This window comes from Streptomyces sp. NPDC007896, assembly GCF_042959425.1.
Classification (GTDB): domain Bacteria; phylum Actinomycetota; class Actinomycetes; order Streptomycetales; family Streptomycetaceae; genus Streptomyces.
The window spans coordinates 469,669-494,051 of sequence record NZ_JBIBKX010000007.1; the positions used below are offsets into that span (position 1 = coordinate 469,669).

Sequence of the window (24,383 nt, forward strand, 5' to 3'; positions counted from 1 at the left end):
GGTGGGGCCTCCCTAGTCTTCGCCCCGGCGCTGCACCAGGCGCCAGTTGATGATCGAGAAGATGATGACGACGAGGAAGATGCCCCAGGCCACGGCGGCGCCGTAACCGAAGTCGTTGTTGTCGAAGGTCTGCTGGAAGAAGTAGAGGACCATGGTCTGGCCGGAGTGGCCGGGACCGCCCGCGAACGACGAGTTGTTGTCCGTGGTCTGCAGCAGCACCTGCGGTTCGGAGAACGTCTGCAGGCCCGTGACCGTCGAGATGATGAGCACGAACAGCAGTACCGGACGCATCAGCGGCAGCGTGATCCGGAAGAAGGTCTGGATGGGCCCGGCGCCGTCCATCCGCGCCGCCTCGTACAGCTCGCCCGGGATCGTCTGGAGCCCCGCGAGGAAGATGATCGCGTTGTAGCCGGTCCACTGCCAGGTCATCAGCGTGGCGATGGCGACCTTGATGCCCCACGGTGTGTTCAACCAGGCCACCTGGTCCAGGCCGATCGCCTGCAAGAACGCGTTGACCAGGCCGAAGTTGGTGGAGAAGACCGAGCCGAAGATGATCGCGACCGCGACGATCGAGGTGACGTTCGGCAGGAAGTAGGCGAAGCGGTAGAGGTTCTTGAAGCGGACGGCCGAGTTGAGCATCACGGCCGTGACCATCGCCAGGAAGATCATCGGGAAGGTGGCCAGCGCCCAGATGATGATCGTGTTCCCGATCGAGGTCCAGAACTGGGTGTCCGACAGCAGATAGCGGTACTGCGAGAGCCCCGCGAACTCCATCGAGCCGAGGCCGTCCCAGCGGTGGAACGACAGATAGAGGGAGAAGCCGACCGGTATCAGACCGAAGGCGAGGAACAGCAGATAGAAGGGGGAGATCGCGGCGTACAGCCGCCAGTAGCTGAGGATGCCCTTCTTGGGGTGGGTGACGGGGGTCTCGGCGAGGGCCGCGCGGGGCGTGTCGACCACGGGTGCGGTAGCCATCAGTAACTCACCCCCAGGTGGTCCGCGATGCGCCGGCACTTGCTCATGGCGTCCCTCCAGGCCTTGTCCGGGTCCTTGCCGAGGACGGAGAAGTTCCGCAGCTCGTCGTTGATCGGAGTGCTCAGCGCGATGTCGTACGGGCTGTTGAAGGCGACCGGGATGTTCTGCGCCGCCGGACCGAAGACGTCCATGGTGACCTGGTCGCCGAAGAAGGCGTCGGGTTCGCGCAGCTTCTTCATCGCGTACGACGCCGGGGTCGAGGGGAAAAGCACCGAGTCGACGAAGCCCTGGGCCTGGTTGCTCGCGTCGAGCATCCAGGTGATCATCTCGAAGGCCTTCTCGGGCTCCCGGCACGCCTTGGTGATCGCGAGGAACGAGCCGCCGATGTTCGAGGGACCGCCCGGACACGCGGCCACCCGCCATTTGCCCTTGGTCTTCGGCACGTTGAGCTTGATGTCGCCGGCCGCCCAGGAGGCGTTCAGCTGGCTGGGGAGCAGACCCCGCTCGGTGGCCGAGGTGTTGTCGGCCGTACCGTTGATGATCTTCGAGACCAGTCCGCGACGGGTGGCCTCGACGGAACGGTCCCAGGCGGTGCGTACATGCTCCTGGTCGCCGATGAAGTGCCGGTCCTTGTCGACGAACCGCTTGGTCGTCTGGTTGACCGAGATGCCGAAGACGCTGAGGGCGTCGGTCAGGATGAACGTGCCGGGGAGGCGCTTCTTCAGCTGCTCGCCGGCCGCGAAGAACTCGTCCCAGGTGGCCAGTTCCCTGGAGACGTCCTTGGGCTCGTACGGCAGTCCGGCCTTCTGGAAGACGGCGGGCTGGTAGTAGTGCGCGACCGGACCGCAGTCGATCGGGAAGCCCACCATCGAACCGTCCGGAGCGATGCCCTGGTCCCACTTCCAGGGCAGGTACTGGTCCTTGAGCTTCTCGGCGCCGAGCGTGCGCAGGTCCACGAACTGGTCGGAGTTGGGCAGATACGAGGCCATGTCCTCGCCCTTGAGCCCGGCGATGTCCGGGATGTGGGCCCGTCCGGTCATCGTGGTCATCAGCTTCGAGCGGTAGTAGCCGCCGATCTGGATGGCCTGCAGGTTCACCGCGCTGTCGTAGCGGGTCTTGGCATCCTGGACGACCTTCGGGCTCAGCCCGCCGCTCCAGTACCACAGGACCATGTTGCGCCCGGTCGAGCCGGTCGGAACGCCGCAGCCGGTTGCCAGGCCGCCCAGCGCCGTGGCGGCCGTACCGGCCAGGCCGGCGCGCAGCAGGCCCCTTCGTGAGAGCCGCACAGCTCCCACCGCCTTTCGGTTCTTTTCGGTCTTCGCGTACGTGGGGTGTTACGTGGGGTCTTGCAAGGGGTCGTGCGAGGGGTGTTTCGAGTTGCGATGCGTGGGGTCGTGCGTGTCATGCGGGGGGTCTTGCGGGGTGTTGCGCGTGGGGTCATCGGGGTGCGCCCGGCCGACGTGTGGCGTCGGGCGGGGTCACGGGGGCGGGGCGGACGGGCGGGCCCGGGTCCGCCGGGAGGCGGTCGGCCAGGAAGCCGTACGCACGCCGCAGTTCACGGTCTTCGAGCGACTGCCACCAGCGGTGGACGCCGTACCAGCCGGGTGCGGCGAGCGCACCGCCGTGCCGCTGTACGGACAGACCCGCGGCCAGTACCGCGAAGCGCAGCCGTTCCTCCAGCGGCCAGCCGCCGAGCGAGGCGGCGACGAAGCTCGCGCCGAAGACGTCTCCGGCACCCGTCGCGTCCAGGACGTCGACGGGGAGGGCGGGCACCTCCGCGTACTCGCCCGTCGTCTGGTCCACCGCGACCGCGCCGTCGCCGCCCCGGGTGACCACGGCGACCGGCACCAGCTCGGTCAGTGTGCCCAGAGCCGCGACCGCGCTCTCGGTGCGCGTGTATGCCGTCGCCTCCGTCTCGTTCGGGAGGAAGGCGTGGCACAGGGAGAGCTGGTCGAGGAGGTCGCGGGACCACTGTTGTGTGGGGTCCCAGCCGACGTCCGCGTAGATCTGCGTGCCGGCCGCGGCGGCCTTGGCGAGCCAGGCGCGCGGCTCGGCCTCGATGTGCACAAGGGCGGTGCGCGCCTCGGGCGGGTCGCCCATCAGCTCGTCCTGCGAGTACGGCGGTTCCTGGCCGTGGGTGACCAGGGCCCGGTCGTTGCCGTGGGCCAGCGAGACGGTGACGGGAGTGTGCCAGCCGTCCGCGGTGCGGGACAGGGAGAGGTCGATGCCCTCCTGGTCGGCGAGGACCTCACGGCAGTACGCACCGTAATAGTCGTCGCCGAAGACCGTGGCCAGGGAGGTGCGCAGACCGAAGCGCGAGGCCGCGACCGCCAGGTTGGCGATGCCGCCGGGGCTCACGCCCATGCCCTCGGTCCAGATCTCCTCGCCGGCCGTCGGCGGCTTCCCCAGTCCGGTGAGGACGAGGTCGTAGAAGAGCAGCCCGGTCAGCAGCACATCGGGCCGTTCGTCACCCACGAGCGCATCCTCTCGTCAAAACTCTGCAAGCGGTGCACAGGATCGTGCGCGCCTCTGGCCAATTTGGCAAGAGTCGAGCAGAACTGAGCATGGAAATGATTGGGAATGACGAGTACTGTTCACAGGGTGCTGGCAGAGCGACGACATCAACTCATCCTGCGGGCCCTGCGCTCCGGCGGGCCCGCAGCCGTGACCGATCTCTCCGAACAGCTGGGCGTGAGCCCCGCCACGGTCCGCCGTGACCTGCTGAAACTGGAGGAGGAAGGCCTGCTCACGCGGGTGCACGGCGGGGCGGTCGTGGAGGAGGGCGACCAGCCCTTCGCCGAGGTCGCCGAGGTCCGTGTGGCCGAGAAGGACGTCATCGCGGCGCGCGCCGCCTCGATGGTCCAGGACGGCCAGTCCGTCCTGCTGGACATCGGCACCACCGCCTACCGGCTGGCCCGGCAGTTGCACGGCCGCCGGATCACCGTGATCACCAGCAACCTGGTGGTCTACGAGGAGCTGGTGGACGACGAGGACATAGAGCTGGTGCTGCTCGGCGGAATGGTCCGCCGTGAGTACCGCTCCCTGGTCGGCTTCCTCACCGAGGACAACCTGCGACAACTGCACGCCGACTGGCTGTTCCTCGGTACCAGCGGGGTACGGCCCGGCGGGCAGGTGATGGACACCACCGTCGTCGAGGTACCGGTCAAGCGGGCCATGATCGAGGCGGGCGACAAGGTCGTCCTGCTCGCCGACCGCGCGAAGTTCCCGGGTACGGGGATGGCGCGGGTCTGCGGCCCCGAGGAGCTGGACGTGGTGGTGACGAACGACCCGCTGGACCCGGCGACGCGATCGTCGCTGGAAGAAGCGGGCGTGCAAGTGGTCGTGACAGGAAAGGCGGAAACGGCGTGAAGCTGACGATTCTGGGTGGCGGCGGATTCCGGGTGCCGCTCGTGTACGGGGCACTCCTCGGGGACCGCGCCGAGGGCCGCGTCACCCATGTCGTGCTGCATGACGTGGACGCCGGGCGGCTCACGGCCGTCGCCCGGGTGCTGGCCGAGCAGGCGAAGGACCTGCCGGACGCCCCCGAGGTGTCCTTCACCACCGACCTCGACGACGCCCTGCGCGGCGCCGACTTCATCTTCTCCGCGATCCGCGTCGGCGGACTGGAGGGACGTGCCGACGACGAACGGGTGGCACTCGCGGAGGGCGTCCTCGGCCAGGAGACGGTCGGCGCCGGCGGCATCGCGTACGGCCTGCGCACGGTCCCCGTCGCCGTCGACATCGCCCGGCGGGTGGCCCGGCTCGCCCCTGACGCCTGGGTCATCAACTTCACCAACCCGGCCGGACTGGTCACCGAGGCCATGTCCCGCCACCTCGGCGACCGCGTCATCGGCATCTGCGACTCGCCGGTCGGCCTCGGCCGCCGCATCGCCACCGTCCTGGGTGCCAACCCCCGCGAGGCCTGGATCGACTATGTCGGCCTCAACCACCTCGGCTGGGTGCGCGGGCTGCGCGTCGCGGGCCGCGACGAACTGCCGCGGCTGCTCGCCGACCCCGAGCTGCTCGGCTCCTTCGAGGAGGGCAAGCTCTTCGGCGTGGAGTGGCTGCAGTCCCTGGGCGCCGTCCCGAACGAATACCTGCACTACTACTACTTCAACCGGGAGGCCGTCCGGGCCTACCAGCAGGCGGAGAAGACCCGCGGCGCGTTCCTGCGCGACCAGCAGGAACAGTTCTACGCCGAGATGAAGCGCCCGGACGCCGCCGCGCTGAGTGCCTGGGACCGTACGCGGGCCGAGCGCGAGGCCACCTACATGGCGGAGAACCGGGACGCGGCGGGCGCGGGCGAACGCGACGCCGACGACCTCTCCGGCGGCTACGAGAAGGTGGCGCTCGCCCTGATGCGGGCCATCGCCCGCGACGAGCGCACCACGCTCATCCTCAACGTCCGCAACCGCGGCACGCTGGGCGTCCTCGACACGGAGGCCGTCATCGAGGTGCCCTGCCTCGTCGACGCCAACGGCGCCCACCCGGTCGCCGTCGACCCGCTGCCCGACCACGCCAGCGGACTGGTCTGCGCGGTCAAGGCGGTGGAGCGCGAGGTCCTGTCCGCGGCCGAGTCCGGCTCGCGCGCGACCGCCGTGAAGGCCTTCGCCCTGCACCCGCTCGTCGACTCCGTGAACGTGGCCCGTCGTCTGGTCGAGGGGTACACCTCGGTCCACCCAGGCCTGGCGTACCTTAAGTAAGCGCTTTCCCCCTTTCTTGGCTTCTTGGCTCCTGGAGACCTCACATGCACGACGAACGCCGCCGGATCGAGGAGCGCGTCGCACGCGTCCACGACCAGCGCATCAAGCCCGCGATCTACGCCGCCACGGTGCCCTTCGAGGTCGAGGCCTGGCAGGCGCCCGGCGAGCCGGTCCCCTTCGAGGAGGCCGCCGCGGCGCCGTACAAGCCCTTCGCGATGGACACCCCCTGGGGTCCGCCGTGGGGCACCACCTGGTTCCGGATGCGCGGGTCGGTCCCCGCGGCCTGGGCGGGCAAGCGCGTTGAGGCCGTCTTCGACCTCGGCTTCGTGGGCGACTGGCCCGGCAACCAGGCCGAGGCGCTCGTCCACCTCCCGGACGGGGTCCCGCTGAAGGCGGTCAACCCGCAGAACCAGTACGTGCCGATCGCCCACCCGGCCACGGGCGGCGAGGAGATCCACTACCTGGTCGAGGCGGCCTCCAACCCCGACATCCTGGCGAACGACTTCGCCGGCCCGACCCCGCTCGGCGACCGCCTCACGGCCGGTGACAAGCCGCTCTACACCTTCAAGCGCGCCGACATCGCCGTCCTCGACGAGAACGTCTGGCACCTCGACCTCGACGTCCAGGTGCTGCGCGAACTGATGCTGGAGCTGGGCGAGCTCGACCCGCGCCGCCACGAGATCATGATCGCGCTGGACCAGGCGATGGACGCACTCGACCTGGACGACATCTCCGGGACGGCCGCCGCCGCCCGCGCGGTGCTGGCCCCCACCCTGGCCAAGCCCGCGCACGCCAGCGCCCACACCCTCTCCGCCGCCGGTCACGCGCACATCGACTCCGCCTGGCTGTGGCCGATCCGCGAGACCAAGCGCAAGACCTCCCGCACCTTCTCGAACGTCACCGCGCTCGCCGAGGAGTACGAGGAACTGGTCTTCGCCTGCTCGCAGGCCCAGCAGTACGAGTGGGTGCGCGACAACTACCCGCACGTGTGGGCGCGCATCAAGAAGGCCGTCGCCGACGGGAACTGGGCGCCGGTCGGCGGCATGTGGGTGGAGGCCGACGGCAACCTGCCCGGCGGCGAGGCGCTGGCCCGCCAGCTCATCCACGGCAAGCGGTTCTTCATCGAGCACTTCGGCATCGAGACCAAGGGCGTCTGGCTGCCGGACTCCTTCGGCTACAACGCGGCCTACCCGCAGCTCGCCAAGCTCGCCGGCAACGACTGGTTCCTGACCCAGAAGCTCTCCTGGAACCAGACCAACAAGCTGCCCCACCACAGCTTCTGGTGGGAGGGCCTCGACGGCACCCGCATCTTCACGCACTTCCCGCCCGTCGACACCTACAACGTCGAGTTCTCCGGCAAGGAGATGGCGCACGCCGTCCGCAACTACCAGGACAAGGGCCGCGGTACGACGTCCCTGGCCCCCTTCGGCCACGGCGACGGCGGTGGCGGACCCACCCGCGAGATGATGGAGCGCGCCCGGCGGCTGGCGAGCCTGGAGGGCTCGGCGAAGGTCCGTGTCGAGCACCCGGACGCCTTCTTCGCCACGGCCCGAGAGGAGATCCCCAGGGACCAGGTCTGGTCCGGTGAGCTGTACCTGGAGCTGCACCGCGCCACCTACACCTCGCAGGCCCGCACCAAGCAGGGCAACCGGCGCAGCGAACACCGCATGCGCGAGGCCGAGTTGTGGGCGACCACCGCAGCGCTGAACGCGCCGGGCTACTCCTACCCGTACGAGAAGTTCGACCGGCTCTGGAAGACGGTCCTGCTCCACCAGTTCCACGACATCCTGCCCGGCTCGTCCATCGCCTGGGTGCACCGGGAGGCCGAGGCGGAGTACGCGCGGGTGGCGAAGGAGGTCGAGGCGATCACGGCCGAGGCCGTGGCCGCGCTGGGCACGGGCGAGACCCGGGTGTTCAACACCAGCCCGGTCGACCGCGCCGAAGTGGTCCGCACCTCCGTCGGCATCCCGATGTACGCCGAAGTGCCCGCGAACGGCAGCGCGTTGCTCGACGCGGGTGAGCCCCCGCGGCCGGTGACCGTCGAAGGCCGCGTCCTCGACAACGGACTGGTCCGCGTCGAGCTGGCCGAGGACGGCACGCTGGCCTCCGTACGCGACCTGACGGCCGGCCGTGAGGTCCTCGCCGACAAGGGCAACCTGCTCCGTCTGCACAGCGACCTCCCGAACTACTGGGACGCCTGGGACATCGACAAGCACTACAAGAACCGCTACACGGACCTGCTCGACGCCGAGTCCGTCACGGTCGTCGAGGACGGCCCGCTGCTCGGCGCGCTGAAGGTGGAGCGCGCCTTCGGTAAGGGCTCCCGGATCGTGCAGACGATCACCGTGCGGGCCGGCAGCCGCCGGATCGACGTCGAGACCGAGATCGACTGGCACGAGGCGGAGAAGATCCTCAAGGCGGCCTTCCCGGTGGACATCCGGGCCCCGCACTCCTCCGCGGAGATCCAGTTCGGCCATGTCCAGCGGCCCACCCACACCAACACCAGCTGGGAGTCCGCCCGCTTCGAGGTCTACGGTCACCGCTGGGTGCACATCGCCGAGCCCGGCTACGGCGTCGCGGTCATCAACGACTCGACGTACGGCCACGACGTCTCCCGTACGGTCCGCGAGGACGGCGGTACGACGACGACCGTGCGTCTGTCCCTGGTGCGCGCCCCGCGGGTGCCGGACCCCGAGGCCGACCAGGGCAAGCACCGCTTCACGTACGCGCTGCTGCCGGGGGCGAGCATCGAGGACGCGATCGCGGAGGGCTACGCGCTCAACCTGCCGCTGCGGGTGGCGGATTCGGCCGGTCCCGCCGAGCCCGTCGTCTCCGTGGACGGGGAGGGCGTGACCATCGAGGCGGTCAAGCTCGCCGACGACGCCTCGGGCGATGTCGTTGTACGCCTCTACGAGTCCCGCGGCGGTCGCGGCGCCGGCACCCTGCGCACCGGCTTCCCGCTCGCGGGGGCCCAGGTGACCGACCTCCTGGAGCGCCCGCTGACGACCGTGGACACGGACGGGAACGCGGTGCCTGTCGCGCTGCGTCCCTTCGAGGTGCAGACGCTGAGGCTGGCCGTGGCGAAGGCGTGAACCCTGTTCCCATGAAGCATTAGGAAACGGTAAAATGCCTGGTCACGGCGGGTTTCGCGCCCGCCGTGACCGCGGCGCTCCTTCTGTGCGACACCTGGAGTTCGCCCTTCCCCCCTTGTGACGCGGGGACCAGCGAGACGACGGGCGGCCGTACGTCGCCCCGCCCGCCCCGCGGCTGGTGGACTCGCCCGTCTTCGTGCTCTCGTCCGTGCGCTCCGGTTCGACCCCGCTGCGGGGTCCGGCTCAACCGGCACAGCCGGATCCGCGCGCCGCACGAGATGCGTCTGCGCACCGTCCACGTCCACTTGTCCCGGGAGGCGTGGGGGTACCCGACCGTCTGACGGCCGGATACCCCCACGCCGGGAGCGTCAGCCGGTGAACCCGGCCGTGATGGAGGTGAACTGCCAGTTGTTCTGGCTGATGCCGGAGCAGTTGCTCACCACACCCCCGCCGGGGCAGGGCCGGTCACGGTTGACCGCCCAGTAGGCGAGACGGGCGATGTGGTGGGAGTTCGACCAGTCGCGGATCTGGGTCCAGATCGCCGGGGTGGTGTTCTCCTGCTGGTCGGACAGACCGTTCATGCCGGAGATGCCGATGTGGGAGTAGGCCGTGGCGTCGTCCCAGCCGAAGGTGGACTTCAGCTTGGCCTTCAGCCCCTCGGCGGCATTGACGGTGTTGCCGTACATGTCGGAGCCGCCGCTGAAGTCGAACGGCATGATCGTGAAGACGTCGATGCCCGCGTTCAGCGACTGCGCCTGCTCGATGAGCCGGTTGCCGTAGTAGGTCGGGCCGGTCGTCGAGGTGCCGAAGGTGACGATCGTCCTGAGGCCCGGGTTGTTGGCCTTGACGGTCTTCAGCGCGGTCAGGATCTTGGCCTGGACGGCCTCGTTCTCGAACTCGTCCGTGTTCTCGATGTCCATGTCGATCGCCTTGAGGCCGTAGGCGTCGATGACCTTCTGCAGCGCACCGGCGAGCGCGCTCGCCGAGGAGCAGTTGGCCCCGAGCTTGCTGCCCTGCCAGCCGCCGAACGACGGGACGACGTCACCGCCGGCGGAGCGGATCTGGTTGATGACGGTCTGGTCGGTGCCACCGGTCAGCGCCCTGCTGCCGTCCCAGGCGGGGTTGCAGCCGCCCGAGTCCAGCATGAACGCCATCGTGAACCACTTGACGCCGGTCGAGCTCATCACCGAGGTCGCGCTCGGCGGGTCGCCCCAGCCGAGGTAGAGGTACGGTGCCGCCTGCTTGAAGCCGGTGCCGCCACCACCGCCCGCGTCCGTGGTCACGGACACGGAGTTGGAGGCCCCGGAGGTGTTCCCGGCCGCGTCCCGCGCCTTCACCGTGAACGTGTAGGCGGTGCTCGACGCGAGACCGCTGACCGTCGCGCTCGTCCCCGACACGCTCAGCACCTGGTTCGAGCCGCTGTAGATGTCGTACGCGGTGACGCCCACGTTGTCGCTCGACGCGCCCCACGACAGGGACACGCTGGAGGAGGTCTTGCCGGTGGAGGTCAGGTTCGTCGGCGCGGTCGGCGCCTGGGTGTCGGAGCCGCCTCCGCCGCCGCCCGGACCGTCCAGGCTGATGTCGTCGGCGTAGTAGGTGCCCTGCGCGTACCAGCCGTGGACGTAGATCTTGGCGCTGGTCTGCGAGGCGCCGGTCGTGAAGGAGACGCTGAGCTGGCTGTACGCCGACGGGGACGTCGTCCACGTCGAGGCACCGCCGTCCACGCCCAGATAGACGTAACTGCCGCGCACCCAGCCCGAGAGGCTGTACGTGGTGTTCGGCTGGACCGAGACGGTCTGGCTGCACTGGGCGTTGTCACTCGAACTCACCGCCCCCGCAAGGGCCTTGGAGCCGCCGTGCACGGGGCTGGAGACGACCGAGCCGAGGTTCCCGGTGCACGACCAGGGGGAGAGGCTGCCCGACTCGAAGCCGGGGTTGGACAGGATGTTGGCCGCCTGGGCCGTGGTGGGCAGCGCGACCGCCCCGGCCAGCGCCAGGGCGGCGGTGCCGAGCAGTGCGAGGACGCGATGTCTGGAACGCCTGAGGTCTGTTCTGAGGTTGATGCGCACGCGATCTCCCTTGAGGCATGGGGGTGTTCGGGAGTGCTTCGGGAGTGCTGAGAGGTGCGCAACCAAGTTGGTATGGACCAATCCCGCTGTCAAGGCGTTGCGCGGAATTGGTCCAGACCGGTGGGCGGGTGGTGAGGGTAAGAGGTGAAGGGTGAGAGGTGAAGAGTGAGAGGCGAGGAGTGGAGGCCGGGGCGTAGGGCTCAGGCGGGCGCGATGGCGGCCGTGGTCGCGTTGGAGGCCTTGGACGCATGGGTGGGCGCGGGCTCCGGCGCCGGAGCGCCCTGAGCCGCGGGGGCCGGGGCGGGCACGGCGGGCAGGGCGGACACGGGCGCGTCGGTGCGCTGATGCGGCAACGAGACCGGACGCACCGGACGGGGGCCCGCGAGCACGGTGTAGTCCTGCCCGAGCAGCGGCGGCACCATCTCGCCCGTCTCCTCGCCGAGCGCCAACTGCACCGCCGCCCAGGGGGCGTTGATGCCGCACTGCGAGAGCTGGTGCAGACCGCCCGCCGGGCGGGTGTTGACGTCCATGAGGACCGGGTCGTCACCGAGCATGCGGAATTGAATGTTCGTCAGATAGTGCAGTCCGAACGCCTCCGCGAGCAGCCGCGCGGGCTCGATGAACGAAGGGTGCAGCGTGAAACCGCGACGCCGTCCGTTCTTGGTGCGGCCCACCGCCATACGGACCCGGCCGTCCGGCGCCGTGAGGCAGTCGACGGACACCTCCGGTTGCCCCAGAAGCGGCATGACCAGCCAGTCGACGGGCTCGTCCGCCGACCGCAGTGCCTCCACGACCAGGTCGAGCGGCACGTACGGGCTCGGAAATCCATTGAGGTGAGCGAGCGAGAAGGGGGTGCGCGTGATGACGCGGAAGCCCACTCCGCCCGCCCCCGCCGCCGGCTTGAAGCAGGCCTTGTGACCCTCGGCCTCCAGCGTCTCGACCGCGGCGACGAGCTCCTCCTCGGTGCGCACCCGCCACCACGGCGGCACCGGCACGCCCACCGCCTGCACCGCCTGGTACGCGGTGGCCTTGTCCAGGAAGACGGCCACGGCCTCAGAAGGCGGCGCCAGCAGGGCCGTACCGAGCGCCGCGAACTCGGCGCGGTGCGCCACGATCGCCGCCTGCTGCAGGACCGGCACGAACACGTCGATCGAGTGGCGCGCGCACTGGTCGAGGGCGTACTCGACGTAGGCGGCGGGGGAGAGGCCTTCCGGCTCCATGGCGGCGGTGTCGGCGGCGGCCAGCACGGGGGAGTCGGGATCGCCGTGGGTGGCATGGATCTCGACCGGGCGGAGCTGCGGATTACTTCGCAGCTGGTCCATGAAGAACACGTTCTCCGCGTACGTGCGGTTGAGCCAGACGCGTACGCGAGAACCCATGCAGGCCGCCTTTCAGGGTTCCGGGCACGGCGGAGCAGGCCGTGCCCGGCCAAGGGAGAGGGAGGAACAGCAAACCGCCATACGCCGAGAAGGGTTCGTGGCGGTTGTGTTGGGGCGATCATAAGGGGCGCGAGCCCGGTGTGACGCTACGGGCGTGTTACGGATTTCCCGAGACCCCGGAATCCGGCCCGACGCGCCGGGGCGCGAGGCCCGGCGCGCGGGCCGTCCTTGTCCCGCGGGGACGAATGTGTTCTTGTGTTTCCAGTCCTTTTCTCGGAGGTGGCAAGGGTGCGGTCGACGGCCGGCGGACACGGAAACCTGCTGGCCATCAGCGACCTGCACATCGGGTACGAGGAGAACCGCGCCTTGGTCGAGAAGATGCGCCCGCACACCGACGACGACTGGCTCCTGGTGGCCGGTGACGTCTCGGAGACCGTGGCCGACATCCACTGGGCCCTCGAAACCCTCAGCGGACGCTTCCGCAAGGTCGTCTGGGCGCCCGGCAACCACGAGCTGTGGACCCATCCCAAGGACACCGTGCAACTGCGCGGTGTCGCCCGCTACGAGCATCTCGTCGCCATGTGCCGGGAGTTGGGCGTCACGACCCCCGAGGACCCCTACCCCGTCTGGGACGGGCCGGGCGGCCCCGCGGTCGTCGCACCGCTCTTCCTGCTCTACGACTACTCGTTCCTGCCGCCGGGCTGCGCGACCAAGGACGAGGGCATGGCGTACGCCGAGGGGACCGGGGTGATCTGCACCGACGAGCACGTCCTGCACCCCGACCCCTACCCGAGCCGCGAGGCCTGGTGCCGGGCCCGGGTCGCCGAGACCGAGCGCAGGCTCGCCGAGCTGCCCGCGGACCTGCCCACCGTCCTGGTCAACCACTACCCGCTGGACCGCCACCCGACCGACGTCCTGCGCTATCCCGAGTTCGCCATGTGGTGCGGCACCCGGCTGACCGCCGACTGGCACCGCCGCTTCCGCGCCCAGGTCATGGTCTACGGTCATCTGCACATCCCGCGGACCACCCACCACGAGGGCGTCCGTTTCGAAGAGGTCTCGGTGGGATACCCCCGGGAGTGGCGGCCCCGTCCCGGCCCGCCGGACACCCTGCGTCACATTCTGCCGATGGAGGTCGGAACCGGTGATCGAGGAGCTGCTCCCGGAATCGGTCGTGACCGTGGAGACACACGGTGACGACCAGGACGGGGACGCGCCGCTGTACCCCGGGGAGCAGCAGCTCGTGGCGCGGTCCGTGGAGAAGCGGCGCCGTGAGTTCGCCGCCGTGCGCGCCTGCGCCCGGCGGGCCATGGAGAAGCTCGGCGTGCCCGCGCAGGCCGTCCTGCGCGGCGAGCGCGGGGCGCCCGTCTGGCCCGACGGGCTGATCGGCAGCATGACGCACTGCGAGGGCTACTGCGCCGCCTCCCTCGTCCGCGCCACCGACCTGGCCTCCCTGGGCATCGACGCCGAACCCCACGAGGAACTCCCCGACGACGTCATCGCCTCCGTGGCCCTGTCCACGGAGAACGACCGGCTGCGCGAGCTGGCGCGGCGGGACGCCTCCGTGCACTGGGACCGGCTGCTGTTCAGCGCCAAGGAGTCCGTCTACAAGGCGTGGTACCCCCTCACCGGAAAGTGGCTGGACTTCTTCGAAGCGGACATCGAACTCTTCGCGGACGACGGCCCCGCACGCTCCGGCGGCCTGCGCGCCGAACTCCTCGTGCCGGGACCGCTGGTGGACGGGCGACGCATACAGTCCTTCGAAGGACGCTGGACCGTGCGACGGGGCCTGCTGGCCACGGCCGTCACCGTCCCGCACACCGGGGCCGACGCGGCCTAGGCCAGGCGGCCTCCGGGCTCCGGGCACCAGCTGTGCAGCAGCCGGAAGAACTCCTCCTCGTTGCCCGCGAGCCCGGCCGCCGCCAGCGCCTGCTCCGCCTCGGCGAGCGCGGCGGGCGGCACCACGGGTGGTCGTTGCCCGTCCGGCGGACCGTCGAACGCCGCTCGTACGGTCTGAAGGAGACGCAGATAGGCCTGCACGGCGGCGCGTTCGTGGTCGGTCAGTACGGCGGTCGGCATCGGACGGCTCTCCCCGGGTCGGCTGGTCGAAGCGGTACATGGCGGTACGTGCCTCCAGCTTGCCAACCGCCACTGACAATGCCGTTTCGATGCGTGGAGGTTCGCCCGCTTAGCGGAGGCGAAACCTCACGGAAATCCCTTGTGGGACAGGGGCCCTAGGGTGGTGAGAAGAGCCGGGAAGCGCCTTCTCGGCGGCGGGGAAGCCGCTTTCACGGCGGCCCGGAACAGGAGGTGAGCCCGTGGTCGACGTACCGCCTCGGCGTCCGCGGCGCAACCCGCGGCTGCGCTCGGTGGGCGGCGCGGAGCTGCGTCTGCAGCACCGTGTCGTGCACGGCTACCGTCGTGCCTACCGCGTGGCAGGTGAGGGCCCCGCGCTCGTCCTGATCCACGGCATCGGCGACTCCTCGGCGACCTGGGCCGATCTGATCCCCGACCTCGCCCGCTCGCACACGGTGATCGCGCCGGACCTGCTCGGCCACGGCTCCTCCGACAAGCCGCGCGCCGACTACTCGGTGGCCGCGTACGCCAACGGGGTCCGCGATCTGCTCACCACGCTCGACATCGAGTCCGCCACCCTGGTCGGGCACTCGCTCGGCGGCGGCGTCGCGATGCAGTTCGCCTACCAGTTCCCGGAGCGCACCGAACGGCTGATCCTGGTCAGCGCGGGCGGCGTCGGCGGCGAGGTCAACCCCGTACTGCGGGCCGTCTCGCTGCCGGGCGCCCACCTCATGCTCTCCACGCTGCGGCTGCCCGGCATGCGGCTCCACGTCGGGCTGTTCCTGCGTCTGATGAGGCTCCTGGACACCGATCTGGGCCAGGATGCCCCGGAGTTGCTCAACCTCGTCGACGCGCTGCCCGACGCGACCTCCCGCAGCGCGTTCATCCGCACCCTGCGGGCGGTCGTCGACTGGCGCGGGCAGGCGGTGACCATGCTCGACCGCTGCTATCTGACCGAGGGAATGCCCACGATGCTGCTCTGGGGCGACCGGGACAGCGTGGTGCCGGTGCGCCACGCGTACGGCGCGCACCAGGCCATGCCGGGCAGCCGGCTGGAGATCTTCGAGGGCGCGGGCCACTTCCCCTTCCACAGTGACCCGGGCCGTTTCCTCGACCTCGTCGAGGAGTTCACCAGCACCACCAGCCCGGCCGACTGGAGCCGCGAGCACTGGCGCGAACTGCTGCGCGCGGGCCGCCCCGGCACGACGGCCGGCCGGCCCGACACCGCCCACAGCCGGGCGGTGGAGCGCGACCTGCGTGAGGCGAGCGAACGCAGCGCGACCTGACACCCGCCGCCGACGGTGCCCGGCGCCGCCGGATGCCCGCCCTCCGCTCAGCCGACCGCCGGCGTTCCCGACGGCTCCGGGGCGCTCAGTACCGCTTCCCGTTCCTCGGCCGTGAGGGGCGGGGCGCTCAGGGGAGGGCGGCGCGGGCCGCGCAGTACGGCGAAGACGACCTCCGGTCTGACCAGCGCGGACAGGGGCGCGGAGAGGGTGAACACGGCCAGGAACGCCTGGGCGACCAGGGGGCGTCCCGCCGCCGTCCGCAGGAGCCGTTCGACATAGCGCCCCAGCAACTTCCGCGTGGCCCCGGGCTGCTCGCCGATCGCGCCCGGGTAGCGGATGTCCGTGCCCGTGGCCAGCTCCCAGGCGATCGTCACCGGAAGCGCCACCGCTCGCTGTACCCGCCGCGCGAGCCCCGGCGCCGCGATCCCGTGCTCGGCGAGCTGCCCGCGCAGCGCCAGCGCCCCCTGCGCGGCCACCGCCATGCCGTGCCCGTAGACCGGGTTGTAGGTGGCGACGGCGTCGCCGAGCGCGACGAACCCCTCCGGCCAGCCCTTGACCTTTTCGAAGAAGCGCCGCCGGTTGATCGTGCTGCGGCTGATGGTGACGTCCGTCAGCGGCTGCGCGTGCGCGATCAGCTCGCCCACCACGGGGTGGCGCAGACCGCGAGCGAACGGCTCGAACTCCTCGGCGGAGTCGGTCGGCTGTCCGTCGCGGGTGCCCGACAGCGTCACCAGCCAGCGCCCGCCCTCGACGGGCACGATCGTCGCGGACCGGCCGGGCACGGGCTGCGCCGGGTCGGGCTGTACACCGACCACGGGGTAGTCCTCGGTGCCCGCCGGTGCCCGGAAGATCCGGCTGGCGTAGGTGAGTCCGGAGTCGACCTCGCCCAGCGGCGCAGGTGCGACGCCCAGCGCGTCGAGCCAGAGGGTGGAGCGCGAGCCGCGCCCCGAGGCGTCCACCACCAGGTCGGCAGGCAGCACCCGTTGCTCACCGTCGCGGGTCCGCACGCGCACGCCCGTCACCCGGGAGGCGTCGCCCTCCAGACCGAGCAGCTCCGTGCCGTCCACGACGGTCACCCGGTCCTTCCTGGCGACCTGGTCGCGCAGGACCGAGTCGAGCAGATCACGGCTGCACGAGATCATGAACTCCATCTCGGGCCAGCGTCGCAGCCAGCCCTGCGCCGTCAGTGAGACGAATCCGGTGGGCAGCGGGATCCGGCGGGCGCCCGCGGCGAGCCAGGCGGCGGTCACCCCCGGCAGCAGCTCCTCCATCGCACGGGCGCCGCCGGACAACAGCAGATGGGCGTGCCGGGCCTGCGGGAGGCCCTTGCGCGGCGCGGGCCCGTCCGGCAGGACGTCGCGCTCGACGACGGTGACCTCGGCGTACGGGTCCAGGGCGGCGGCGGCCAGCAGACCGGCCGTCCCCGCGCCGATGACGACGGCCCGACGAGGGGCCGTAGCTCTGTCGTCTGCTGCCGCGCTAGCGGGATTGCTCATGAAAGTCGCTCTCTGACCTGGTCGCGGCCCGTCCTTTGACGGCCGCGACGACGGGTGACTGACGCAGGGCCATCGACATCCGTACGAGGTCGCGTGGACCCTCGGCGGAAGCGGCGGGGGTGGCCTCCGCCGCGCTGATGACCCTGCCCTGCGGGTCGGCCGCCCTGGCCCGCACCGCCGCCGTCACCATCGCCGCGTCGGCCTCGGCCTGAGCCTGGTCGGGCTCGGAGCCCGCCGTCACGGCCGCGTCGTAGGCGAGGGAGCGTACCTCGGAGTCGAAGTAGGGGTACAGGCTGAGCATGCCGTCGTGGATGTCGGACTCCCGCTGGGTGACCTGGAGTTCGGCGGAGGACCACCAGGAGATCCGCACCGCGTGGTCCGCGTGCGCCGAAACCGTCCTCAGCTCGCGCCACAGCGGCCCGAGCCGGCGGTACGTCGACCAGGTGGTCCAGCTGTCCCCGATGCGCTGGCAGGCCAGCGGGAGCAGGAAGCCGACCGCGCTGACCTGGGCTCCGACGGAGGCCAGTACAGGGGCCACGTCGGTGCTCAGACCGTCCAGGTTCGCGCCGTTCCAGCGGGCCACCACGGCGATGAACTTGGTGGCCGCGTAGGGGACGTTGAAGAGGAAGCCGACCGCGATCGTCAGCAGCCCGGCGCGCAGCCAGCCGTCCACCTGAAGGGCCCAGCGCCAGCACATGACGTTCATCGCGACGCCCGCGACGGTCAGCGCCACGAGGTAGAGGATGATCATCTCGCGGATGAACGGGGTGTTCGCGTAGTAGGTGTCGAGGTCCCGCAGGCGCTCCTCGGGGCAGTTTCCGAGCAGGTAGAGCACGACCAGCGCCACGCTGACGACGCCGTACCCGGTGATCCAGCGGCGGGAGAGCCGGCGGGTGACCTCGGGGGGTCCGCCGCGCCAGTGGATGATCAGCACCAGACAGGACGCGCTGAAGACGCTCAGCAGGCAGTAGACCAGGGGCGCCGAGACGTTGGGGATACCGGTGAGGTCATTGACCTCGGCGATGGTCGGCGGAGCCGCGAAGAGGAACACCAGGCAGGCCAGCGCCAGCAGGATGCCCACCGACCGCAGCAGCGGGTCGCGCCAGCCGCGGATCAGGGTGGGCGCCTTGACGGCGAGGGCGACACCCATGGCGACGGCCGGGACGTAGTAGCTGGATCCGTCCATGTCCGGGAAGGCGCCTCAGCCCTGCGGTCCGCGGTACCCCAGGGACGCCTCGATGCGGCCGGCCAGACCGTCCCGGCTCACCGGCCCTCGCAGGGGCGAACCGGCCAGCCAGGTACGGCACTTGCTGGCGAGCAGCAGACCGAAGCTCTCGGCCTCCTTCTCGTCCGCGAGGTCGAAGCGGGTCCGCGCGGCGACCCTCAGGACGGTCGCCTGCAGATCGGCGGTGTCGCTGAGTAAGCGGGCCGCGACGGCGGCGCCCTCGACGTGGTGACTGCAGTGCCCGGCCTTCATGTGCCACAGCTCGTGGCCGAGGATCACCAACTGGTGGTCGGGGGCGGTGCGTTCCTCGATGACGACGAGGTCCTGGTCGGCCATGTCGAGCCACAGTCCGCTGGCCGTGCCGGGTGGGAACGCGGCCGTACGGAACTGGACGGGACGGCCGCGGCGTCTGCTCATGGCGTCGCACAGGGCGGCGTACAGGTCGGCGGGTTCCGCCGGTGCCGGGAGCGAGAGCTCCGCGACCAACTCGCCGCACAGGCGGCGCATGTCCCTTCCGATGCCCACAGTTCTCCCCCGGATCACGACTCGGGCCGCTTGACGCTCTCCAAGAGCATGTCCAGCCACTCGGCGACCTTGTCGCGGTGCTGGTCGGTGGGCAACTGCGCGGCCCGCCAGGCGATTCCGCGGACACCGTGGTCCTGGAGCAGCCGCTCCAGCGGGTCGTCGGCGGCCGCGGCCGCCTCGCGCTCACGGTCGGCGAGCTGTTGCAGCAACTCCTGCTCCGAGCGCTGCAGGGCACCCACGAGCGCCTCGGAGTCCTCGGCCGTCAGGAACCCCGCGTGCACCCGGAAGAAGCGCTGGATGGCGTCGCAGTGCTCCATGGTGGGGCGCCGGTCGCCGTTGATGAGGGCGCCCGCCTGTTGACGCGACATTCCGGCGCCGTCGGCGATCTCCTGTTGGGTGTATTTGCGCCCATTGGGCTTGAGCCGGGTGCGGCGCAACAGGTCCAGGCGCTGGAGGAAGCGGGCCTGCAGATCGGGTTCCCCGGCGGGGCGACCGCTCAGCAGGGCCCGCGCCACGGGTTGGGGGACGCCGGACTCGGCCGACAGGCGCTGGACGTCGAAAACCTCGGAGTGCTGCACATCGAGCCGGTCGGCGAGTGCGGTGACCCGGGCCACGACGGCCGGCAGCAGAACCGTCGCCGTGGCGCCCGGAACTTCGAAGCCATCCGTCACCGACTGATCTCCTACGTCTCTCTCAGTCTCGCTCAGGTCTGTCAGGTCCCTCTCGCAAGGGTCAGGGACCAACGGGAGACTAGCCGCTCGCTCGAACTCACATCCAGCGGTCGCCACAACTGTGGCGCGAATCAGCCGTCAACAAGCGCCAAATGCCACGATAGTTGACATGGATGAGCTCCGGGCAGCAGGATCGGGGCGCCGCGTGAAGGCCGCAGAGGCAAGAGGGGTGACCTCCCGATGGCGTACCAGGCAGGATGGCAGCGGTCCAAGCCGCGACCTGTCCCCGAGAGTCTCGAGGCTCAGGCGTATCTCCAGGACTACGCCACTCTTCTGGAGGCCGTCGCCTTCCCGTCCGTCGTCTTCGACCACCGCTGGGACGTCGTGTTGGCCAACGCCGCGTTCGAGACACTTTTCGGCGGCGTAGGCCCCCATCCGACCGCCATGCCGGGTGACAACTTCCTCCGGTTCGTCCTCTTTCACCCGGACGCGGCCACGGTCCTCGGTGAGCACGAGTCGAGCTGGTGCCTGCCGCTGCTGGCCCAGTTCGCCGCGGCGGTGGAGCGCCACGGTCAGGACCGCGGACTCCAGTCGATCCGCCGGGACATCGCCCAGGACCCGATCATGGAGGCCGCCTACCGGCAGGGCCTGCCGCACTGGATCCGCGCCGTCGGCCCGGACGCCGTCGAGCACGACGGCGCCGTACGGCCGCTGGTGCACCCCGATCCCCGCTGGGGCCGCATGGACTGCCGGATCGTCGGCGAGACCCCCAAGGCCCTTCAGAACATGGGATATACGCGGATGACCCTGGTCCTGCGCGAGGCGCGGCACATCACGGCCGGACCGCGCAGGACACGCAACGGCGCGGCGGAGCTGCGCGTGGTGTGAGCCCGCTCGGCGGTCCAGGGTATGGGCCCGCTCAGGAGTCCAGTACAACGAGCACAAGGGGCACCCCGTCGCACGGGATCAGCCGCATCCCGTCGTGGCGCGCGGTCCGCGCCCCTGCCAGTACGGCCCCGAAGTCCGGGCCCTTGGTGAGCGATCCGGCCAGATGCGCCGGATCGGCGGACGCGGCCACCCGCCCGCGCCCGTTCACCAAGTGGGCGGCCCCGGGCAGCTGTTGGAGCAGCGGCACGACCGCCGCCTCGAAGTGCCGCAGATACACGTCGGCCGCGGCGACCCCCACGAACCGGCCCTCCACCTGCACGGGTGCGGACAGCGTCAGGCTGTACTCGTCGGAGCAGAGGTAGTCCACATAGGGGCCGGCCACCGCCCGCTGCCCGGTGTCACGGGGGAGGGTGAACCAGTCCCAGTGCGTGTAGTCGGAGTATGCGGAGTGCGCGGGGTCGAGGTCGAGCAGCAGCGGCCGTACGTCTCCGTCGGAGCCGGTCTGCCACCACTCCAGCCACGCCGGTACGTCACTCAGCAGTCCCGGCGCGGCGACGAATCCGACGCCCGACACCAACTCCTGGCGGGCGAGTCGGAGATGAAGCCCCGGGCGCAGCGCGGCCAGGTCGACGGTCGCGGGGCGACGGCCCAGCGCGGCGACCCCGGTGAGCCGGGCCGTGGTGTCGGCGCGGGTCTCGGCCACCGCCTCGAACACGGCCTCAAGGGTGGAGCGGACCTGGGCGGCGACGGCCGCCTCCGGTGTCGCGTCAAGCGTCGCCGTGGCGCCGGCCGGACCGGGGCTCCTGCTCATGGACGCCCTCCAGCGGACGGGGACCGGACGCGGCGCGCGGCATCGCGAGGCGGAGGGCGATGAGCCGTGCCGTCGAGGCCTGGACGCACCGCTCGGCCAGCGCTCTGGCCGATGCGTGGGCTCCATCTTGCACGGCCGAGATTACGGAGCGGTGACGGTCTGCGACTTCTTCACGATATGCGTCGTCCCCGAGCACGAGACACAACAGTGCCCCCACCTCCGTCTGGAGCGCGACCTGTTCGCGGGTCAGCCGGGCGGACTGGGCCGCCGCGGCGAGCTCGACATGAAACCGGCCGTAGACCCGGCTGCGCGCCGCGGCGTCCTCGGCGGACGCCAACTCATCCAGTGTGCGCCGCAGTTGCTGTAGGTCGCCCGGCTCCGTGCGCTCCGCGGCCAGCTGGGCGGCCGCGCCCGACAGGGCGGCCCAGTGGTCGCCCAGATCGCGCAGCTCCTCCGTGCTCCAGCCGGCCAGCCGCGCCCTGAGCCGCTCCTCGCCGGGCTCCTCGGGGAGGGAGACGAAGCTGCCGCCGCCGCGCCCCCTGCGGGTGGTGACCAGCCCCTGCTGGCGCAGCGCCATCAGAGCCTCACGCAGGGTGACCGTGGACACGCCGAGCTGACCGGCCAGCTCCATCTCGCCGGGCAGCTGCTCCCCGTCGGCGAGCAGGCCGAGCTCGATGGCGTCGCTGAGCCTGCGGATGACCGTGTCCACCCGGGCGCGGTTGTCCACGGGGGTGAAAACGGCTCTGCGGGCACCCTCGGCGTTGTTGTTCACGTACTGCTTCACGGCCACCACCTTGTGCGTTGACTCAACCTTTACTCTAAGGGGGTCTTGAGCTTTGAACTATGACTTCATATCTTTCCGGTCAACGCGCCAGTGCACCAGAAAGGTTCCCGCCCATGGAGGCAACAGCGATCCGGCTCCAGGGCCTGCGGAAGGCGTTCGGTGAGACGACCGCCGTGGCCGGAGTGGACCTGGACATCGCCGACGGTGAGTTCTTCTCGATGCTCGGCCCGTCCGGCTCGGGCAAGACGACCGTCCTGCGGATGATCGCCGGCTTCGAGAGCCCGACCGCGGGCCGGATCGAGCTGGCGGGCCAGGAGGTCACCGGGCTGGCCCCCTTCGAGCGGGACGTGCACACCGTCTTCCAGGACTACGCGCTGTTCCCGCACATGACCGTCGAGCAGAACGTCGCGTACGGCCTCAAGGTCCGCAAGGTGCCCAAGGCCAAGCGGCTCCAGCAGGCCCGCGAAGCGCTCGCGGACGTACGCCTCGAAGGCTTCGGGGCCCGCCGCCCCTCCCAGCTCTCCGGCGGTCAGCGTCAGCGCGTCGCACTCGCCCGCGCCCTCGTCGGGCGCCCCCGGGTGCTGCTGCTCGACGAACCGCTCGGCGCCCTCGACCTCAAGCTGCGCGAGCAGATGCAGGTCGAACTCAAGGCGATCCAGCGCGAGGTCGGCATCACCTTCGTCTTCGTCACCCACGACCAGGAGGAGGCCCTGACGATGAGCGATCGCATCGCCGTCTTCAACCAGGGCCGCATCGAACAGGTCGGCACCCCGGCCGAGATCTACGAACGCCCCGCCACCCCCTTCGTCGCGGGCTTCGTCGGCACCTCCAACCTGCTCGAAGGCGACTGTGCGCAGCAGGTGGTGGGAGCCTCGGGCACGTACAGCATCAGGCCCGAGAAGATCCGGGTCCTCAAGGAGTCCGCCGAGGCCGACGAGCCGGAGCACTCCACCGCCACGGGCACCGTCGTCGAGGTCGTCTATCTGGGCGACGCCACCCGTTTCCTGGTGGACCTCGACGCGGGCGGTCGGCTGACCGCGCTCCAACAGAACCTGGAGACCTCCTCCGAGGACGTCGCCGCCTATCGCGGCACACGGGTCCGGCTCCAGTGGCACCACCGTCACACCTTCAAGGTCCCCGCCCCCCGCTGACGACCCCCACGCTCAGTCCCCCATCACGTATGGAGTACGTCGTGCGCCCCAACCGAACCCTGCGAACCTCTCTTTTCTCGTTCACCGCCGTCGCGGTGCTCCTCGCCGCGACCGCCTGCGGGTCGTCCGACTCGGGCGCCTCCTCGGCCACCGGCCTCAACCCCCCCGACCTCAAGGCACAGTCGAAGCTGGGCAAGACCGAGGGCCAGGTCAACCTGGTCGCCTGGGCCGGGTATGTCGAGGACGGCTCCAACGACCCCAAGGTCGACTGGGTGAGCGACTTCGAGAAGCAGACCGGCTGTCAGGTCAACTCCAAGGTCGCCGCCAGCTCCGACGAGATGGTCAAGCTGATGAAGACCGGCCAGTACGACGCCGTCTCCGCGTCCGGTGACGCGTCCCTGCGCCTCATAGCCTCCGGCGACGCGGCCCCCGTCAACACCAGCCTCGTGCCGAACTACAAGGACGTCTTCAGCGGCCTGAAGAACGGGGCCTGGAACTCCGTCGACGGCAAGATGTACGGCATCCCGCACGGCCGCGGCGCCAACCTGCTGATGTACAACACGCAGAAGGTCACGCCCGCCCCCACCTCCTGGTCCGCGGTCTTCGAGGACGCCTCGAAGCACAAGGGGCACGTGACGGCGTACGACTCGCCGATCTACATCGCCGACGCGGCGCTGTATCTGAAGGCGACCAAGCCGGAGTTGAAGATCAAGGACCCCTACGCGCTGGACCAGAAGCAGTTCGACGCGGCCGTCGCGCTGCTGAAGAAGCAGAGCGCGAACGTGGGGGAGTACTGGAGCGACTACCTCAAGGAGATCTCCGCCTTCAAGAGTGGTGACTCCGTGGTCGGCACCACCTGGCAGGTCATCGCCAACCTCGCGCAGGACGAGGGCGCCAAGGTGAAGGCCTTCGTGCCCAAGGAAGGCTCCACGGGCTGGTCGGACACCTGGATGATCTCCGCCAAGGCCAAGCACCCCAACTGCGCCTACAAATGGATGGACTGGATCATCTCGCCGAAGGTGAACGCGCAGGTCGCCGAGTACTTCGGTGAGGCCCCGGCCAACTCCAAGGCGTGCACCGAGACCAGCGACAAGTCCTTCTGCGACACCTTCCACGCGGCCGACGAGAGCTACTGGAAGAACATCGCCTTCTGGAACACGCCCATCGAGCAGTGCCTGGACGGCCGCACCGACGTGAAGTGCGTGCCGTACGCGAAGTGGGTCCAGGCCTGGACCGAGATCAAGGGCTGAGA

The 24,383-nt window shown here is 70.3% G+C and carries 21 protein-coding genes; 9 read left to right on the forward strand and 12 right to left on the reverse strand.

All coding sequences use genetic code 11. The annotated features are described in order from the left end of the window. Window positions 1–12 precede the first annotated feature (12 nt). The 3 genes from ACFZDJ_RS24870 to ACFZDJ_RS24880 form a co-directional block, all read right to left on the reverse strand. Complete coding sequence (locus tag ACFZDJ_RS24870; RefSeq protein ID WP_101402036.1) at window positions 13–975, reverse strand: carbohydrate ABC transporter permease; 963 nt, start codon at window positions 973–975, stop codon at window positions 13–15. Next, entirely contained in the window at window positions 975–2,261 is a 1,287-nt protein-coding gene (locus ACFZDJ_RS24875) for an extracellular solute-binding protein (RefSeq protein ID WP_391061552.1), read from the reverse strand. Before ACFZDJ_RS24875 ends, ACFZDJ_RS24870 begins: the two co-directional genes overlap by 1 nt. Window positions 2,262–2,412: 151 nt before the next feature. Continuing rightward, entirely contained in the window at window positions 2,413–3,450 is a 1,038-nt protein-coding gene (locus ACFZDJ_RS24880) for a PfkB family carbohydrate kinase (protein WP_390929385.1), read from the reverse strand. Between the two features lie 126 nt (window positions 3,451–3,576). Here ACFZDJ_RS24880 and ACFZDJ_RS24885 point away from each other — a divergent pair, with 126 nt between their 5' ends. From ACFZDJ_RS24885 to ACFZDJ_RS24895, 3 genes are read left to right on the forward strand one after another with little or no spacing between them, the layout of a single operon-like run. Further along, window positions 3,577–4,344 carry a DeoR/GlpR family DNA-binding transcription regulator gene (locus tag ACFZDJ_RS24885; protein ID WP_101402039.1) on the forward strand — a complete coding sequence of 256 codons (768 nt, stop codon included), beginning with the start codon at window positions 3,577–3,579 and terminating at the stop codon, window positions 4,342–4,344. After that, complete coding sequence (locus ACFZDJ_RS24890; RefSeq protein WP_390929383.1) at window positions 4,341–5,678, forward strand: 6-phospho-beta-glucosidase; 1,338 nt, start codon at window positions 4,341–4,343, stop codon at window positions 5,676–5,678. Before ACFZDJ_RS24885 ends, ACFZDJ_RS24890 begins: the two co-directional genes overlap by 4 nt. A gap of 44 nt (window positions 5,679–5,722) precedes the next feature. Then, on the forward strand, window positions 5,723–8,770 hold the full coding sequence (locus ACFZDJ_RS24895) for a glycoside hydrolase family 38 C-terminal domain-containing protein (RefSeq protein ID WP_391061555.1): 3,048 nt from the start codon (window positions 5,723–5,725) through the stop codon (window positions 8,768–8,770). 368 nt (window positions 8,771–9,138) lie between these two features. On the opposite strand, the gene ACFZDJ_RS24900 is transcribed toward ACFZDJ_RS24895, so the two are convergent. Both ACFZDJ_RS24900 and ACFZDJ_RS24905 read right to left on the reverse strand, forming a co-directional pair. Continuing rightward, on the reverse strand, window positions 9,139–10,839 hold the full coding sequence (locus ACFZDJ_RS24900) for a carbohydrate binding domain-containing protein (RefSeq protein WP_391061557.1): 1,701 nt from the start codon (window positions 10,837–10,839) through the stop codon (window positions 9,139–9,141). A 200-nt stretch (window positions 10,840–11,039) separates the two neighbouring features. Further along, the gene (locus ACFZDJ_RS24905; protein WP_384920181.1) at window positions 11,040–12,218 is read right to left on the reverse strand and encodes an ATP-grasp domain-containing protein; all 1,179 of its coding nucleotides are present in this window, start codon (window positions 12,216–12,218) and stop codon (window positions 11,040–11,042) included. 288 nt (window positions 12,219–12,506) lie between these two features. Between ACFZDJ_RS24905 and ACFZDJ_RS24910 the strand changes: the two genes are divergently transcribed. Both ACFZDJ_RS24910 and ACFZDJ_RS24915 read left to right on the forward strand, forming a co-directional pair. Continuing rightward, a complete protein-coding gene (locus ACFZDJ_RS24910) occupies window positions 12,507–13,415 on the forward strand; it encodes a metallophosphoesterase (RefSeq protein WP_391061562.1) in 909 nt (302 codons plus the stop codon). Further along, a complete protein-coding gene (locus ACFZDJ_RS24915; RefSeq protein WP_390929085.1) occupies window positions 13,363–14,058 on the forward strand; it encodes a 4'-phosphopantetheinyl transferase superfamily protein in 696 nt (231 codons plus the stop codon). Before ACFZDJ_RS24910 ends, ACFZDJ_RS24915 begins: the two co-directional genes overlap by 53 nt. Here the strand turns inward: ACFZDJ_RS24915 and ACFZDJ_RS24920 are convergent. Then, the gene (locus ACFZDJ_RS24920; RefSeq protein ID WP_390929083.1) at window positions 14,055–14,297 is read right to left on the reverse strand and encodes a hypothetical protein; all 243 of its coding nucleotides are present in this window, start codon (window positions 14,295–14,297) and stop codon (window positions 14,055–14,057) included. The genes ACFZDJ_RS24915 and ACFZDJ_RS24920 overlap by 4 nt on opposite strands. A 239-nt stretch (window positions 14,298–14,536) precedes the next feature. On the opposite strand from ACFZDJ_RS24920, the gene ACFZDJ_RS24925 reads away from it, so the two are divergent. Continuing rightward, window positions 14,537–15,580 (forward strand): alpha/beta fold hydrolase, encoded by a 1,044-nt coding sequence (locus ACFZDJ_RS24925; RefSeq protein ID WP_391061565.1) that lies wholly within the window; start codon window positions 14,537–14,539, stop codon window positions 15,578–15,580. A 47-nt stretch (window positions 15,581–15,627) separates the two neighbouring features. Here the strand turns inward: ACFZDJ_RS24925 and ACFZDJ_RS24930 are convergent, their stop codons facing one another. Genes ACFZDJ_RS24930 through ACFZDJ_RS24945 form a run of 4 tightly spaced genes read right to left on the reverse strand, consistent with a single transcriptional unit; the run spans window position 15,628 to window position 19,497 of the window. Then, window positions 15,628–17,076, reverse strand: a complete 1,449-nt coding sequence (locus ACFZDJ_RS24930; RefSeq protein WP_391061568.1) for an FAD-dependent monooxygenase — start codon at window positions 17,074–17,076, stop codon at window positions 15,628–15,630. Next, window positions 17,060–18,262, reverse strand: coding sequence for an MAB_1171c family putative transporter (locus ACFZDJ_RS24935; RefSeq protein WP_384920194.1), 1,203 nt, complete (start codon window positions 18,260–18,262; stop codon window positions 17,060–17,062). The genes ACFZDJ_RS24930 and ACFZDJ_RS24935 overlap by 17 nt, the downstream gene beginning before the upstream one ends. Before the next feature lie 15 nt (window positions 18,263–18,277). Next, a complete protein-coding gene (locus tag ACFZDJ_RS24940; protein ID WP_101403922.1) occupies window positions 18,278–18,808 on the reverse strand; it encodes a toxin-antitoxin system, toxin component in 531 nt (176 codons plus the stop codon). A 32-nt stretch (window positions 18,809–18,840) separates the two neighbouring features. Next, complete coding sequence (locus tag ACFZDJ_RS24945; protein WP_168513550.1) at window positions 18,841–19,497, reverse strand: helix-turn-helix transcriptional regulator; 657 nt, start codon at window positions 19,495–19,497, stop codon at window positions 18,841–18,843. Window positions 19,498–19,737: 240 nt separating this feature from the next. On the opposite strand from ACFZDJ_RS24945, the gene ACFZDJ_RS24950 reads away from it, so the two are divergent. Further along, the gene (locus ACFZDJ_RS24950) at window positions 19,738–20,385 is read left to right on the forward strand and encodes a hypothetical protein (RefSeq protein WP_391061571.1); all 648 of its coding nucleotides are present in this window, start codon (window positions 19,738–19,740) and stop codon (window positions 20,383–20,385) included. Window positions 20,386–20,416: 31 nt separating this feature from the next. Here the strand turns inward: ACFZDJ_RS24950 and ACFZDJ_RS24955 are convergent, their stop codons facing one another. Continuing rightward, entirely contained in the window at window positions 20,417–21,196 is a 780-nt protein-coding gene (locus ACFZDJ_RS24955; protein ID WP_391061574.1) for a hypothetical protein, read from the reverse strand. Further along, window positions 21,153–21,989 carry a GntR family transcriptional regulator gene (locus ACFZDJ_RS24960; protein ID WP_390929071.1) on the reverse strand — a complete coding sequence of 279 codons (837 nt, stop codon included), beginning with the start codon at window positions 21,987–21,989 and terminating at the stop codon, window positions 21,153–21,155. Before ACFZDJ_RS24960 ends, ACFZDJ_RS24955 begins: the two co-directional genes overlap by 44 nt. 104 nt (window positions 21,990–22,093) lie before the next feature. Here ACFZDJ_RS24960 and ACFZDJ_RS24965 point away from each other — a divergent pair, with 104 nt between their 5' ends. Together ACFZDJ_RS24965 and ACFZDJ_RS24970 are read left to right on the forward strand one after the other, a co-directional pair. Next, the gene (locus ACFZDJ_RS24965) at window positions 22,094–23,131 is read left to right on the forward strand and encodes an ATP-binding cassette domain-containing protein (protein WP_391061577.1); all 1,038 of its coding nucleotides are present in this window, start codon (window positions 22,094–22,096) and stop codon (window positions 23,129–23,131) included. 29 nt (window positions 23,132–23,160) lie between these two features. Further along, the gene (locus ACFZDJ_RS24970) at window positions 23,161–24,381 is read left to right on the forward strand and encodes an ABC transporter substrate-binding protein (protein WP_248297202.1); all 1,221 of its coding nucleotides are present in this window, start codon (window positions 23,161–23,163) and stop codon (window positions 24,379–24,381) included. Window positions 24,382–24,383: the final 2 nt, after the last annotated feature.

Bases quoted from the DNA above. Each gene is read 5' to 3' on its own strand.
- ACFZDJ_RS24895 (WP_391061555.1), top strand. From the start codon at position 5,723: ATGCACGACGAACGCCGCCGGATCGAGGAGCGCGTCGCACGCGTCCAC.
- ACFZDJ_RS24965 (WP_391061577.1), top strand. From the start codon at position 22,094: ATGGAGGCAACAGCGATCCGGCTCCAGGGCCTGCGGAAGGCGTTCGGT.
- ACFZDJ_RS24940 (WP_101403922.1), bottom strand. From the start codon at position 18,808: ATGCGCCGCCTGTGCGGCGAGTTGGTCGCGGAGCTCTCGCTCCCGGCA.
- ACFZDJ_RS24970 (WP_248297202.1), top strand. From the start codon at position 23,161: ATGGAGTACGTCGTGCGCCCCAACCGAACCCTGCGAACCTCTCTTTTC.
- ACFZDJ_RS24905 (WP_384920181.1), bottom strand. From the start codon at position 12,218: ATGGGTTCTCGCGTACGCGTCTGGCTCAACCGCACGTACGCGGAGAAC.
- ACFZDJ_RS24870 (WP_101402036.1), bottom strand. From the start codon at position 975: ATGGCTACCGCACCCGTGGTCGACACGCCCCGCGCGGCCCTCGCCGAG.
- ACFZDJ_RS24935 (WP_384920194.1), bottom strand. From the start codon at position 18,262: ATGGACGGATCCAGCTACTACGTCCCGGCCGTCGCCATGGGTGTCGCC.
- ACFZDJ_RS24920 (WP_390929083.1), bottom strand. From the start codon at position 14,297: ATGCCGACCGCCGTACTGACCGACCACGAACGCGCCGCCGTGCAGGCC.
- ACFZDJ_RS24930 (WP_391061568.1), bottom strand. From the start codon at position 17,076: ATGAGCAATCCCGCTAGCGCGGCAGCAGACGACAGAGCTACGGCCCCT.
- ACFZDJ_RS24955 (WP_391061574.1), bottom strand. From the start codon at position 21,196: ATGAGCAGGAGCCCCGGTCCGGCCGGCGCCACGGCGACGCTTGACGCG.
- ACFZDJ_RS24950 (WP_391061571.1), top strand. From the start codon at position 19,738: ATGGCGTACCAGGCAGGATGGCAGCGGTCCAAGCCGCGACCTGTCCCC.